Source organism: Methylobacterium sp. 174MFSha1.1, assembly GCF_900116815.1.
Lineage (GTDB): Bacteria > Pseudomonadota > Alphaproteobacteria > Rhizobiales > Beijerinckiaceae > Methylobacterium.
Map to the genome: position 1 here is coordinate 14,489 of NZ_FPCB01000006.1, position 12,613 is coordinate 27,101.

Annotated in this window: 14 protein-coding genes; 3 read left to right on the top strand and 11 right to left on the bottom strand. The window is 71.8% G+C overall.

Translation table 11 applies throughout. The features are described 5' to 3' along the window. Nucleotides 1–9: 9 nt before the first annotated feature. Nucleotides 10–1,887, bottom strand: a complete 1,878-nt coding sequence (locus BM430_RS03600) for a TRAP transporter large permease (protein ID WP_093565515.1) — start codon at nt 1,885–1,887, stop codon at nt 10–12. Nucleotides 1,888–1,898: 11 nt separating this feature from the next. Further along, complete coding sequence (locus BM430_RS03605; RefSeq protein WP_093565518.1) at nt 1,899–2,909, bottom strand: TRAP transporter substrate-binding protein; 1,011 nt, start codon at nt 2,907–2,909, stop codon at nt 1,899–1,901. A gap of 89 nt (nt 2,910–2,998) precedes the next feature. On the opposite strand from BM430_RS03605, the gene BM430_RS03610 reads away from it, so the two are divergent. Then, nucleotides 2,999–3,667, top strand: a complete 669-nt coding sequence (locus BM430_RS03610) for a GntR family transcriptional regulator (RefSeq protein WP_093565520.1) — start codon at nt 2,999–3,001, stop codon at nt 3,665–3,667. On the opposite strand, the gene BM430_RS03615 is transcribed toward BM430_RS03610, so the two are convergent. The 8 genes from BM430_RS03615 to BM430_RS03650 form a co-directional block, all read right to left on the bottom strand. After that, on the bottom strand, nt 3,646–3,912 hold the full coding sequence (locus tag BM430_RS03615; RefSeq protein WP_093565524.1) for a hypothetical protein: 267 nt from the start codon (nt 3,910–3,912) through the stop codon (nt 3,646–3,648). The genes BM430_RS03610 and BM430_RS03615 overlap by 22 nt on opposite strands. 116 nt (nt 3,913–4,028) lie before the next feature. Next, a complete protein-coding gene (locus tag BM430_RS03620) occupies nt 4,029–5,033 on the bottom strand; it encodes an inorganic phosphate transporter (RefSeq protein WP_093565526.1) in 1,005 nt (334 codons plus the stop codon). An 11-nt stretch (nt 5,034–5,044) separates the two neighbouring features. Next, nucleotides 5,045–5,689 carry a DUF47 domain-containing protein gene (locus BM430_RS03625; RefSeq protein WP_093565528.1) on the bottom strand — a complete coding sequence of 215 codons (645 nt, stop codon included), beginning with the start codon at nt 5,687–5,689 and terminating at the stop codon, nt 5,045–5,047. A gap of 152 nt (nt 5,690–5,841) precedes the next feature. Next, on the bottom strand, nt 5,842–6,390 hold the full coding sequence (locus BM430_RS03630; RefSeq protein WP_093565531.1) for a cytochrome b: 549 nt from the start codon (nt 6,388–6,390) through the stop codon (nt 5,842–5,844). Continuing rightward, nucleotides 6,387–7,499 (bottom strand): catalase family peroxidase, encoded by a 1,113-nt coding sequence (locus BM430_RS03635; protein WP_093565533.1) that lies wholly within the window; start codon nt 7,497–7,499, stop codon nt 6,387–6,389. The genes BM430_RS03630 and BM430_RS03635 overlap by 4 nt, the downstream gene beginning before the upstream one ends. A gap of 7 nt (nt 7,500–7,506) precedes the next feature. Next, on the bottom strand, nt 7,507–8,310 hold the full coding sequence (locus BM430_RS03640) for an anti-sigma factor family protein (RefSeq protein WP_093565534.1): 804 nt from the start codon (nt 8,308–8,310) through the stop codon (nt 7,507–7,509). Then, nucleotides 8,307–8,837, bottom strand: a complete 531-nt coding sequence (locus tag BM430_RS03645) for an RNA polymerase sigma factor (RefSeq protein WP_093565537.1) — start codon at nt 8,835–8,837, stop codon at nt 8,307–8,309. Before BM430_RS03645 ends, BM430_RS03640 begins: the two co-directional genes overlap by 4 nt. Nucleotides 8,838–9,036: 199 nt before the next feature. Then, nucleotides 9,037–10,047 carry an NAD(P)H-binding protein gene (locus tag BM430_RS03650; RefSeq protein ID WP_093565540.1) on the bottom strand — a complete coding sequence of 337 codons (1,011 nt, stop codon included), beginning with the start codon at nt 10,045–10,047 and terminating at the stop codon, nt 9,037–9,039. Nucleotides 10,048–10,381: 334 nt separating this feature from the next. Between BM430_RS03650 and BM430_RS03655 the strand changes: the two genes are divergently transcribed. Continuing rightward, the gene (locus BM430_RS03655) at nt 10,382–10,582 is read left to right on the top strand and encodes a hypothetical protein (protein ID WP_244539302.1); all 201 of its coding nucleotides are present in this window, start codon (nt 10,382–10,384) and stop codon (nt 10,580–10,582) included. 278 nt (nt 10,583–10,860) lie between these two features. Here the strand turns inward: BM430_RS03655 and BM430_RS33780 are convergent, their stop codons facing one another. Then, entirely contained in the window at nt 10,861–11,574 is a 714-nt protein-coding gene (locus tag BM430_RS33780) for a cupin domain-containing protein (RefSeq protein ID WP_177302921.1), read from the bottom strand. A gap of 41 nt (nt 11,575–11,615) precedes the next feature. Between BM430_RS33780 and BM430_RS03665 the strand changes: the two genes are divergently transcribed. Further along, nucleotides 11,616–12,425, top strand: a complete 810-nt coding sequence (locus BM430_RS03665; RefSeq protein ID WP_093565544.1) for an alpha/beta fold hydrolase — start codon at nt 11,616–11,618, stop codon at nt 12,423–12,425. The last annotated feature ends 188 nt before the right edge of the window (nt 12,426–12,613 follow it).

The window sequence follows — 12,613 nt, forward strand, 5'->3', positions numbered from 1 at the left end:
TCGGTTCTCCTATTTCACGAAACCCATGCTGCGGGGCAGCCACAGGGTGATCTCCGGCACGAAGGCGATCAGCACCAGGCAGACGAGGAGCAGGAGCAGGTACTTGCCGATCGGCCGCACCGTCTCCTCGAGCGAGACGCCGCCCACCGCGCAGGCGGTGTAGAGGCCGAGGCCCAAAGGCGGCGCGAACAGGCCGAGCCCCATCGCGATGATGAGCACGATGCCGTAATGCAGCGGCGCGATGCCGAAGCCCTGCGCCACCGGCAGGAGCAGCGGCCCGAAGATGATCAGCGCCGGCGCCCCTTCGAGCGCCGCCCCCATCACGACGAGCAGCGCGATCGAGACGAGCAGGAAGATCCAGGCGCCGCCGCCGTGGCTGAGCGCGATCATCGCGTCGGCGAGCGCGTGCGGGACCTGGTTGATGGTGAGCGAGAACGCGATGGTCTGCGAAGCCGCGACGACGAACAGGATCATGCCGGCGAGCGTCGCCGAGCGCACGAACAGGTCGGCGAGCGCCCGAAACGAGAGCTCGCGGAAGCACAGGATCCCGGCCGCGATCGCGTAGACCACCGCGAAGGCGCCGATCTCGGTGGCGGTGGCGAAGCCCGAGCGGTAGCCGCCGAAGATGATGACGATCACCCCGAGGCTGACCGCGCTCGACCACAGGAGGTGGCGCAGGCTGTGATGCGAGCGCTCGACCGGGGCCGGGCGCATGCGCGCCGAGAACACCACCACGCCGGCGATGAGGGCGGCGGCCATCAGCAGGGCCGGCAGGATGCCGGCGGCAAACAGCCCGCCGATCGAGATGTTCGCGACGTAGCCGAGGATGATGAGGTTGATGCAGGGCGGGATCGTCTCCGCCATGATGGCGCTGGCCGCGAGAAGCGCCACGCCCTCGCGCGGATCCTGGCCGGAGCGGCGCATCGCCGGCACCGTCACGGTGCCGACCGCGGTCACGTCGGCGAGCTTCGAGCCGGAGATGCCGGAGAACAGCACCATGGCGAGGATCGTCACGATGCCGAGCCCGCCCCTGCGCTCGCCGATGCCCCGGCGCAGAAGCTCGATCAGCCGCACCGACATCCCGTTCACCTCCATGGCGAGGCCGGTCAGCACGAAGAACGGGATCGCCAGGAGCACGAAGTTGTCGATGCCGCTCGAGGCCTGCTGGGCGAAGACCGCCGGGTCGATGCCGCCGTCGGAAGCGAGGAACGCGAGCGCGCCGACCGAGAGCGAGAAGGCGATCGGGATGCCCGATCCCAGCGCCAGGGCGAAGCCGAGGAGCAGGAGCGCCAGCGGGCTTGGGGACGCATCGGGGAGGAGGATCGTCCAGGCGGCGACGAAGCCGACGATCCCGGCAAGCGCCAGGACGGCGAGGCCGACGTCGCGCCCACGCAAGGCAGAGAGCCGCGCGGCGATGAACACCGCCATGCAGGCCCCGCCGACCACCATCGGGTAGATGAACAGGTTCTGCGGCAGGCCGAACGGCGTGACCTGGGTCGCCGCGGTCGCCGCGTAGGACAGGGCGCAGGCCGCGAGCGCCAGCGCGACGCCGAGTTCGACCAGGAGGCCGGCGGCCTCCATCACGGCGCCGACCGCCGGCGGCACCGCGTCGCGCACGATGCGGATGCCGACATGGCGCCCATGCGCCACCGCCGCAGCACCCCCGAGGAAGGCCACGACGATCAGCAGCATGCGGGCGACCTCGTCGGCCCATTCGAGCGAATCGCCGTGGACGAAGCGCCACAGGACGGCGGCGGCCACCACCAGGAGGTCGGCAAGCAGCGCGAGGGCCGCCAGCGCCTGCACGGCGCGCAAGAGGCTCGCGACGATCGCGGCCGGCAGGGGGGCGCGGGCCGCAACGGTGGCCGGGCCGGTCTCGACGAGCATGGGGCGGCTCCTCAGGCCTGGGTGATGGCGGCGAGGATCGGCTTCGTCGCCGGGTAGGACTTGGCGAACTCGTCCCAGAGCGGCGTCACCAGGGTGCGGAAGGCGGCGCGGTCGCACTCGTGGATGCCGACGCCGTTGCCCTTCAGGGTCGCGAGCGCCTTGGCCTCGATCGCGGCGGCCTGGCCGCGCTGGAACGCCGTCGCCTCCGCGGCCGAGGCCAGGAAGGCGTCGCGGTGCTCGGCCGGCACCTTGTTGAAGGCGCGGTTGCCGATGACGATGGTCTGCGGGTTGCAGATGTGCCGGGTCAGCGTGACGTGCTTGGCCACCTCGTAGGCCTTGATGGCGAGGATCGTCGGCGCGTCGTGCTCCATCCCGTCGATCACACCGGTCTGGAGCGCGGTATAGACCTCGCCGAGCGACATCGGGGTCGGCGAGGCGCCCATGGCGCGCAAGGTCGCGACGAAGTTCGCGACCGGCAGGACGCGGATCTTCTTGCCCTTCATGGCGGCCGGAGTCTCGGCGGCCTCCCGCGCCGTCACGTTGCGGCCGCCCAAGCTGTAGCCCCAGCTCAGCACCTTCACGCCGATCCGGTCGGAGAAGATCCGGTCGAGCTGCTGGCCCGCCGGCCCGTCGAGGATCGGCCCTGCGCTCTCCATAGTGGGGAACAGGTAGCCGAGGTCGAGGACGCCGATCTCGGGCGCCAGCGTCGACCAGATCGAGGAGCCGGAGATCATCATGTCGACGACGCCGAGCTTCACCGAGCCGACGACGTCCGATTCCTTGCCGAGCTGGTTGTCGGGAAAGTAGCGCACCTGCACGGCGTCGCCGGTCTTGGCCTTCAGGCTCGCGGCGAAGCGGTCGTACCAGAGCCAGTGGGCCGAGTTCGGATCGGCCGGCAGCGAGGAGGAGAGGCGTAAGCTGACCGGCGCGGCGCGCGCGGGGCCCGCGCGCAGGAGCGCGGCGGCGGGCAGCACACCGAGGCCGAGCGCGACGGCGCGGCGGGTAGGGCGACCTTGGGTCATGTTTTCCTCCGCAGAAACCGGCGCCCTTCTGGTGGGGCGTCCGACTTGTATGGTAGTGTATGCATATCGTACGGAGGCTGTGAAGCGGAATGATCGAGGTGACGACAGGCTCGGCGGCGGAGCGGGTGGAGGCGTCGCTCAGGCGCTCGATCATCGCGCTCGACGTGCTGCCGGGCACGCGGCTGTCGGAGCAGGAGATCGCCGTCCGCCACGGCGTGTCGCGCCAGCCGGTGCGCGAGGCCTTCATCGGGCTCTCCCGCACCCGCCTCGTGGAGGTGCGTCCGCAGCGCGGGACGGTGGTGACCAAGATCTCGGTCCCGCGGCTGATGCAGGCGCGCTTCGTGCGCGAGGCGATCGAGACCGCCGTGGTGCGGCGAGCCTGCGAGACGTTCGATCCCGCGAGCCGGCGGCGGATCGACGACGTCGTGGCGCTGCAGGCGGAGCGGGCGGCTTTGGGCGACCATGCGGGCTTCCAGCGCGCCGACACGCTGTTCCACGCGGCCCTGGCGGAGGGGGCGGGCTGCGCGCTGGCCTGGGAATCGGTCCGGGACGTGAAGGCGCATCTCGACCGCGCCTGCCAGCTCACCCTGGCCGATCCCGCCACAATGCTGCCCCTGGTGGAGCAGCACCGGGCGATCCTCGCCGGCCTCGACGCCCGCGATCCGGACGCCGCCGCGGAGGCGATGCGCCATCACCTGTGGGAGATCGTGCGCGCCCTGCCACGGGCCGAGGCGCGCTACCCGGACCTGTTCGAGTAGGCGCCGCCCCCTCTCCGCGGCCGGTCGAGCGCCGCCTCGGTGCCGAGCATTGCCGTGAGCTCGCGGGCGCTCTTCGCGGCGGCCGCGGCGCAGCGCATCGCGCAGCGATAGCCCGCGAGGTCGTTCTCGGTCAGCCGCTCGGCGGCGGCGGCGAAGAACGTGGCCGCGAGTTCCATGCATTCGGCCGCGCAATGCCGGATCATCTCCGGGGTCCCGTGCGCGGGGCCGGCCGCTGCCTCGTCCATCACTCTCCCATCCCAGACGGTCACGGCTCGGGACCGCGTGACCGTCCCCCGTCCACCTCCTGGAGCGTCGCCGCTCCCCGCGCAACGGCGGCGTCGCGCCGCGCCGCGGGGCTCGCTCAGGCGACGAGCGTCGTCAGGGCGTAGGCCCCCGCCCCGATCAGGGCCGCGGCCGGCAGGGTCAGCACCCAGGCCACCACGATGTCGCTCGCCACGCCCCAGCGCACCGCCGAGGTGCGCCGCGCCGCGCCGACCCCGACGATCGCCCCGGTGATGGTGTGGGTGGTCGAGACCGGCACGCCGAGCCAGGTCGCCCCGAACAGGGTCAGCGCCCCGCCGGTCTCGGCGCAGAAGCCCTGCATCGGCGTGAGCCGGGTGATGCGCGAGCCCATCGTGTGCACGATCCGCCAGCCGCCGAGCAGCGTGCCGGCGGCCATCGCGGCCTGGCACGACAGCACCACCCAGAGCGGCACGTGGAACTCGGATCCGAGATGGCCCTGGCTGAACAGCAGCACCGCGATGATGCCCATCGTCTTCTGGGCATCGTTGCCGCCGTGGCCGAGGGAGTAGAGCGAGGCGGAGACGAATTGCAGCATCCGGAACCGGCGGTCGACCGTGAACGGCGTCGAGCGCACGCAGAGCCACGACACGACGAGGACGAGCAGCAGCGCGAGGGCGAAGCCGAGCAGCGGCGAGAGCACGATGGCGGCAGCCGTCTTAGCCAGCCCGCCCCAGACCACCGCCTGCCAGCCGGCCTTGGCGAGCCCCGCCCCGACGAGGCCGCCGACCAGCGCGTGCGAGCTGCTCGACGGGATGCCGAGCACCCAGGTCAGCACGTTCCACACGATGGCGCCGGCGAGCGCGCCGAAGATCACCCGGGCATCGACCAGGCTGGCATCGACGATGCCGGTGCCGAGGGTCTGGGCGACATGCAGCCCGAAGAACAGGAAGGCGATGAAGTTGAAGAACGCGGCCCACATCACCGCGTATTGCGGCCGCAGCACCCGCGTCGAGACGATGGTGGCGATCGAGTTGGCGGCGTCGTGCAGGCCGTTGAGGAAGTCGAACAGCAGCGCGATGGCGATCAGGCCGGCGAGCACCGGCAGCGAGAGAGCGGCCTCCATGGTCGGCGCTCCTAGACGTTCTCGATGACGATGGCGCTGATCTCGTTGGCGACGTCCTCGAACCGGTCGACCACGTCCTCGAGATGGCCGAGGATCTCGCTGCCGACGATGTAGGCCATCGGATCATTGCGCCCGCTCGCGTGGTAGAGCGCCTTGAGCCCCTGCTCGTGCAGGGCGTCGGAGCGGCCCTCGACCTCGATCACCCGCTCGGTGAGGGAGGAGAGCTGCGTCGAATGCTTGCCGAGGGACGCGAGCAGCGGCACCGCCTCGGCGGTGAGCCGGGCCGCCTCCAGCACCGTGCCGCCCATCTCGCGCATGACCGGGTCGAAGGTCCTCACCTCGAACAGCGTGATGGTCTTGGCGGTGCGGTTCATCTGGTCGATGGCGTCGTCCATTGACTGGATCAGGTCCTTGATGTCGCCGCGGTCGAACGGCGTGATGAAGCTGCGGCGCACCGCCTCCAGCACCTCGCGGGCGATCCCGTCGGCCTCCTGCTCGCGCTCGGCGATGACACGGCAGAAGTGCGGCACGTCCTCGCCGCCCTTCAGCAGACCCTCCAGCGCCTCGGCGCCGGCGACCAGCGTGCGGGCATGCCGCTCGAACAGGTCGAAGAAGCGATCCTCCCTGGGCATCAGCGCCCGGAACCAGCCCAGCATATCCCGCGCGCTCCGCCGTCGGTCGAACCTCCGGGATGATCTGGAAGCCGGCTAAGGTCCCGCAAGGGGGTGGTGGCGCGGTTCTCGTCCGACGCGATGGGCCGCCGCCCCGGGTGCGACAGGGCCCGATGGGAAGATCGAGCGAGCTCGTGTCACGCGGCCGGGCGGCGCCGGCGCCAGGGGGCCATGCTGGCGAACACGCCGTCCTGGCGGATCAGGGCATGGACGAGGGCCGCGCCGAGATGGGCCAGGACGACGCCGAACAGCGCGTAGGCCATGACGCCGTGGAGCGCGCGCAGCCAGGCGTAGGCGGTCGGGCTATGCGGCAGGATCGGCGGCAGCACGAGCGGCCCGGCGAGGGCCACGGGGTAGCGGGCGGCCGACAGCATCGCCCAGCCGACGAGCGGCATCGCCAGCATGAGCCCGTAGAGCGCGACGTGCGAGGCATGGGCGGCCCGCCGCTGCCACGCCGGCAGGTCCGCCGGCAGGGGCGGCGGCGGATGGCGCCAGCGATTCGCGAGCCGCACGGCGAGGAGGAGCAGGATCAGGAGGCCAAGCGGACGATGCACCGCGACCAGCACGTGGTAATCGGCCAGCGAGGCCACCATCGCCACGCCGATCAGCAGCATGGCGAGGATCGCAGCCGCCATGCTCCAGTGGAGCAGGCGTGCGAGCAGGTTGAAGCGTGGCAGGTCGCTCACAGGCCGGCTCCTCGGGCAGGTGTCGCCGCGACGGCGCTCGGGCTCTTCGCCTCGCCGGCGCGCCGCGTGAAGGAACGGGAATAGGCGGCCGAGCGGGCGCTCAGCAGCGGATCGTCGGAGGGCGCGATCCCGTCGGGCAGGACGAGCGGGTCGAAATTGACGTCCCGGCAATTGCCCGCCGCCTCGGGCTCTGCACCCGTGAGGGTGAGCGTGCCGAGATCGACGCGCTCGCGGTCCGGAGGCCAGGGCCGGGTCGCGTCCGCGATCGGATCGTCCGCCCGCCCGAGCGTCGCGACGAGGTGCCAGCGCAACGGTCCCTGCCGGAGCTGCGCGGCGAGATCGTCGAACAGGAAGTTCTTGTCCGTCAGGGCGGCCCGCGCGGCGGTCTCGGGCGCTGGCCCCCGCTCGGGTTCGACGACCCAGCGCACCGGCGTCGCACGCCCGTCGGCGGCCACGAACCGGAAGGCGTTGAGGCTCCAGTAGGTGCTGTCGGCAAAGCCCGAGGTGATCGTGCGCGCCTTGATCAGCGCGACGGCCTTCGCGCTCTCCGGATGCGCCGCGAAGAAGGCCTTCAGGCGCTCCGGGTCGGGCTTGCCGGTCGCCGGATCGGGCTTGGCGGCGAGGAGCTGCTCATAGAAGGCGTCCGGCGTGCGCACCGGGAAGACCGGGATGTCGTTCATGCCGGTGCGCCACTCCTCGCCGCCTCGCAGCCGGAAGCGCAGGGCGAGGCTGCGCACCGTGGCCTCCGCATCCGCCGCGTAGGGCTGCCCGCCCGCCAGCGCGACCCGCCCCTCGACGGGCGTCACCCGCCCGGCCGCGAACAGGCTCGCCTTCGAGAGCTTGGCGCCCGCGCCGCTCGCGGCAAAACTGCCCGCCACGCACAGGCCCTTGGCGTGATTGCGCCGGAAGCCGGGATGAGGGCCGTTCACCGCCTCGAGGCGATCGACGACGCGGGCGGGCGTCAGCGCGCCCGGCGACAGCCAGCCGCCGGCATAGGCGAAGGTGCCGGCACTGGCGGCCAGCACCGCCCCGATGGCGGAAAGCCGCAACAGCAGGGCGCGTGGAGGCGTGCCGGCGGGTGCCCCGGTCAGGTCGTGCAGCAGAGTCATGGCGGCCTCAGGTGTTCGTCGCGGTCGTGCGGCGGATCTCGTTGGCGAGGGGATGCAGGCCGGCCAGGTCGGCCGGGCCCACGAGGCTGTAGCCGAGCCCGTCCTTGGCCCAGGCGTAGCCGGCGGCCGAGCCGGTCGTGTGCTCGCGCATCGGCGCGTCGCCCGGCTCGGCCATCGGACGGATCAGCATGACGAGGCGCGTGCCGCGGGAATCGTCGTACATCAGCAGGCCCGCGGGACCCTGGGCCGTCGCGACGAGGCGCCCGCCCATCAGGCGATAGCCGGCGGCGCTCAGGTCCGGCACGCCGACCCGGCGCGCGAGCCGGGCGGAGAACCAGCGGGCGATCTCGTCCCTGTCGGCGCCGGCGAGTTCGACCGGCCGGATCCGGTCCGGGGCATAGACCGCGAAGCTCGCGCTCGCCTCCTGCGCCAGGGCCTCGATGCCGGCCGGGCTCGGCGCGAGCGCGCCGTGCAGGGCCCAGCCGCCGAGGCCGCCGAGCGCGAGGAGCACGGAAGCGGCCGCGGCGTACTGGGCCGGCACCCATCGGGCCGGCACCCATTTGGTAGGCCCCCTTGGGCTTCGCCGCGCCGCAGCGATGTGCGCCAGATTGAGCCGGGCCGGGACCGGCTCGACCGCTACGGGGGCGAAGGCGGCGCGCAGGTCGCCGCCGAGGCGTCGCAGGCGCTCGACGCGGGCGCGCGCGTCGGGGTTGCCGGCGAGATAGGCCTCGACCTCGGGCCGGCGGGCCGGGTCGAGGCGGTCGTCGACGAGGGCCTGCAGGTCGTCCTCGTGGATCGGGCGCGCGGTCACTTCACCCTCCTGAGCAGCGGGCGTCTGGTCGCAACGGCGTCGGTCTCGCCGTCCATGAGCCGGATCACCCGGTCGCGGGCACGCGACAGGCGCGACATCACGGTGCCGGTCGGGATGGCGAGCACCTGGGCGGTCTCGGCGTAGGACAGCCCCTCCACGGTGACGAGCAGCAGCACGCTGCGCTGCTCCTCGGGCAGGGCGTCGAGGGCCGCCATCAGGTCGCGGTGGCGCAAGGACTCGTCCTGGCTCGGGGCGACCGACAGGCTCGCCTCCGGCGCGTCCTCGACGGGCAGGTGCGCGCCGCGCCGGGCGCGCCGGCGCATCTGGCTGACCGCGAGGTTGTGCAGGATCGCGTAGAGCCAGGTGCGGGCGTCGCCGTCGGATCGCCGCTGGTGCCACTGGCTCACCGCGCGCTCCAGACAATCCTGGACGAGGTCGTCGGCGTCGGCAGGGTCGCGCAGGAGCGCCCGGGCGTAGCGGCGCAGGGCCGGGATCAGCGGCTCGACGAGTCGCATCATGTCGCTCACGGCCAGCCTCCCGACACGCACGCACTCCCGTCCGTCACGGGCCGTCCTGCAGCAGGGAGGAGGCCCGACCCGGACAGAGACGCCGCCCGGCGCGGATTATTCCATCGGGGCGCGGAATTTTTTCGCAGTGCGGCCGGGGCCGCAACGGCCGGCACGCGCCGCCACCGCGGGCGGCCGCGCCGCAGGCTCGGGAGGGCGATCAGAATACGGCGTGGTCGCCGCGCTCGGCCTCGGCGTCGCCCCGGAGCAGGCGCGCGTAGTAGTCGAACAGCGTCTCGGATCCGGTGCCGGGCGTCGCTAGCGCGTCGTACCGGCCCGAGGCGGGGTCCAGGACGAGCATCGATTCCGTGGCGTAGTAGCGCCCGATCCGCGCGAGCTCGGCCTTGTCGGCCAGAGCGGGGACCACGCGGCCGGACGCGGACAGCCCCCGGACGATGACGTCCAGCAGCCCCACCGGCACGTGCCGGAAGCGCGGGGGGCGGCCGAGCAGCGCGAACAGGGCCTCGCCCTGCGCCCTCGGCGTGATCGCAGCGCCCGGTCCGCCGATCGGGAGCACGCGGTTGCGCCGCTCGGGCTCCTCGACGCAGGCGGCGAGGTAGCGGGCGAGGTCGTCGTCGCTGATCGGCTTGCAGGCGGTGAGCGTGCCGTCGCCGAACAGGAGCCACGGCCTGCCCCGCCGGACACGCTCGACTTGGCCCGAGAGCGACTTGAAGAAGGCCGTGGGCCGGACGATCGTGTAGTCGAGCCCCGAGGCGATCAGGGCGCGCTCGAAGGCCAGCTTCGCCTCCTGGAACGCGAGCAGCGGCTTCTGCACGCAGATGGCCGAGAGCAGGACCATGTGGCCGATGCCGGAGGCCCGGGCCGCGTCCAGCAGCGCCAGATGGGCGTCGTGGTCGATCGCCCAGGCGTCGCGCGGGCGCCCGGTGCGCGAGGCGAGGCACGAGACGAGGGTGTCGAAGTGCTCGCTGCGCAGGCCGTCCCGCATCAGCGAGGCGGGATCGGTCACGGTGCCGAACCGGAGGACGACACCTTCAGGCAACCCGAGGGACGCGGCGTCCGACGTGGGCGCTCCGTCACGCCGGGGCCTGACGAAGCAGACCACGTCGTGGCCGCGCGCCACCAGGGCCCGCGCGGTCGCGCGGCCGATCGTGCCCGTCGCGCCGACGAGGAAGACCCGCTGCCCGCGACAATCGGAGGATGCTGGCGCCATGGTTCTTCCCGAGATTCGCCCGCACGAGCATAGCGCCATCCGGCCCCGCCCACCCAGGCTCGGGCGGCGCGCATCGGGAGCGTGCCCGAGGCGCCGTTCCGGAGGCCGAGCGATCCGCCTCGGACCTTTCCCGACACGATCCCTCTTTAGGGTATGACATCGTCGCGTAAGGCCCCATGATGAGACCGGCCGACCGCCTTTTTGCCAGATTATCCCGAAGTAAATGTCCTTAACATAACTTTCCAGAGGCGGGTCTCTGCGCTATGTCTGCGCGATGGCTCGCCGCGTAACATATCAGATCTTTGACATGCCGGATGGACGATTTTCCGTCACGGTGACCATCGAGCCGGACAAGACGATGGTCCGCACAGGCTTCGCGAGCCAGGCCGAAGCCGATGCATGGGTCGAGGACTTGCGGGTCATCATGGCGGCCCTCGGCGCGCCGGTCGCCCTCGCCTTCCCCGACTATCCCGGATCGCTGCCCCTGAACGAGGTTCTGGCCTTCATCCGTAAAGCGCCCACCGACGCCGAATGACCGCCGGCCCGTGGCGAGCATTGCCTGCCCGCGCCGCTCCTCGGACTCTCGCCGCAGGAGGTCGGGCACCGGATCGCCTTCGCCTGGTCGGGCGGAAGGGAGAGGGTCCTGTCACCCCGCGCCACCCTGCCGACACGGAACGAATCGCCGCCGCCGGTTGCCGGCGCCGAGAGCGTCGCTCTCGGCGAAGTGGCGGAGTGGTGGAGGTCGAGGCGATCGCCGTCGCGGACGCCGCGACCTGATCGCCGGCGACGCCGGTCCTCCGCCGATTTTCCGGATTACGGGGGAGTGTAGCGTCGGGACAGCTCGCTGCGGGCATCGTAGCTCGCCTCGAAGATCGCCGCCGCCAGCGTCGCCCGAACCTTGAGGATGCCGGTGCCGATATTCCTGAAGCCGTGGCGCATGCCGGCCGGGATCACGACGGACTGGTCCGCCGTGACCACGCGGCTCTCGTCGCCGAGGGTGATCTCGGCCTCCCCCTCCATCACCTCCAGCACTTCCTCGACGGCGTGGATGTGGATCGGAGCACCGAGGCCCGGCGCACAGAACTGTTCGAAGATGCAGAGCTGATGGGCGTTCGTGAGCGCGGACACCCGCATGCGGGTGTCGACGCCCTCCCGCCAGGCCTCCACGTCCTGGCGCGCGTGGTCGAGTACGTTCATCGACGGATCGTCCTTCCTTGCGATAAGGCGGCCTGCAGACCGACGGCCGTCTTGATCTTGGCGAACCATGGGCGCCATCGGGACATCCTTGCGCAAGGCCTCGTGGACGACCGCAGCCGTCGCACGGAAGCGCGCCTGATCCGGGTCGAAGATCGGGAGCCGGCTCTTGCGCATGGTCTGCGGGCTCGCCTCGTGATCCTTCCGGTGTTGTGCGTTCGCGGCCGCCTGGGCCGACGCCTCCTTCAGGATCGTCCGGTGCTCGGGCGGCAGGGCGTCGTAGCGCGCCGTCGACATCACGATCAAGGCCTGCATGTACAGGACCTTGGCCATGACGTACGTCCTGGACTCCGCCTGGTAGCGAGAGGCGCTCGATGACATCAGGCCCGACACCGGTCGACACCCCCGACGGCGCCCGGCTCGCCGTCTTCGAGGACGGGCAGGGGCCGGACCTCCTGCTGGTCTCCGGCCTCGGCGGAACGGCCGGGTTCTGGGCCGCTGCGGTGCCGGCGCTCGCCCGTGCCCACCGCGTCACCCGCTTCGACCAGCGCGGCATCGGGGCGAGCCGCCGCGGGACCGCGCCCTGCGACATCGACCGGCTCGCGCGCGACTGCCTCGCCGTCATGGACGCCCGGGGCATCGCGACGACCGTCCTCGTCGGTCATTCGACCGGCGGCGCGATCGGGCAGGCGCTGGCCCGCCTCGCCCCCGACCGCCTGCGCGGCCTCGTGCTCAGCGCGACGTGGCTGAAGCCCTCCCGCTACATGACGGCCCTGTTCGGCACGCGCCGCCGCCTCCTCGACCTCGATCCGGTCGCCTACGCGGCCACGGGCACCATGATGGGCTACGCACCCGCGTGGCTCGACGCCCACTGGGCCGCCTTCGAGGCCGCGACCGCGCACGCCCCGACCTCGGAGGAGGCGCGCCGGGTCGTGCGGGAGCGCATCGACGCCCTGCTCGGCTTCGACGGCGCGGCCTCCGTCGCGGCGGTCCGGTGCCCGGTCCTGGTGCTGGGTGCGCGGGACGACCTCATCGTGCCGGCGTTCCTGCAGGAGGAACTTGCCGCCGCGCTCCCGCCCGGCCGGCGGGTCGTGACGTACGAGGATGGCGGCCACTTCTTCCCGGTCACCCGCACGCCCGACTTCACCCGCGACCTTCTCGATTTCGTCGGGTCGCTCACCTGATGGGCCGCGTCGCCATCATCGGCGACGGCGCTTTGGACCGAACGCCGGCGCTCACCATGTGGCCAAAGGTCATGCCCCGAAGCGGCCACCGCTTCAGCGACAAAAATGGCGCAAAACAATAAATTAAAAATATCCATCACCCTTAAATCATAGTCCACGATATCCTAATATATTATAATATTTGATAG

Excerpts from the sequence above, each read along its gene's own strand:
- BM430_RS03620 (WP_093565526.1), bottom strand. The coding sequence starts at position 5,033 with ATGGAGGCCGCTCTCTCGCTGCCGGTGCTCGCCGGCCTGATCGCCATC.
- BM430_RS03625 (WP_093565528.1), bottom strand. The coding sequence starts at position 5,689 with ATGCTGGGCTGGTTCCGGGCGCTGATGCCCAGGGAGGATCGCTTCTTC.
- BM430_RS03665 (WP_093565544.1), top strand. The coding sequence starts at position 11,616 with ATGACATCAGGCCCGACACCGGTCGACACCCCCGACGGCGCCCGGCTC.
- BM430_RS03605 (WP_093565518.1), bottom strand. The coding sequence starts at position 2,909 with ATGACCCAAGGTCGCCCTACCCGCCGCGCCGTCGCGCTCGGCCTCGGT.
- BM430_RS03615 (WP_093565524.1), bottom strand. The coding sequence starts at position 3,912 with ATGGACGAGGCAGCGGCCGGCCCCGCGCACGGGACCCCGGAGATGATC.
- BM430_RS03635 (WP_093565533.1), bottom strand. The coding sequence starts at position 7,499 with ATGACTCTGCTGCACGACCTGACCGGGGCACCCGCCGGCACGCCTCCA.
- BM430_RS03600 (WP_093565515.1), bottom strand. The coding sequence starts at position 1,887 with ATGCTCGTCGAGACCGGCCCGGCCACCGTTGCGGCCCGCGCCCCCCTG.
- BM430_RS03610 (WP_093565520.1), top strand. The coding sequence starts at position 2,999 with ATGATCGAGGTGACGACAGGCTCGGCGGCGGAGCGGGTGGAGGCGTCG.
- BM430_RS33780 (WP_177302921.1), bottom strand. The coding sequence starts at position 11,574 with ATGGCCAAGGTCCTGTACATGCAGGCCTTGATCGTGATGTCGACGGCG.
- BM430_RS03650 (WP_093565540.1), bottom strand. The coding sequence starts at position 10,047 with ATGGCGCCAGCATCCTCCGATTGTCGCGGGCAGCGGGTCTTCCTCGTC.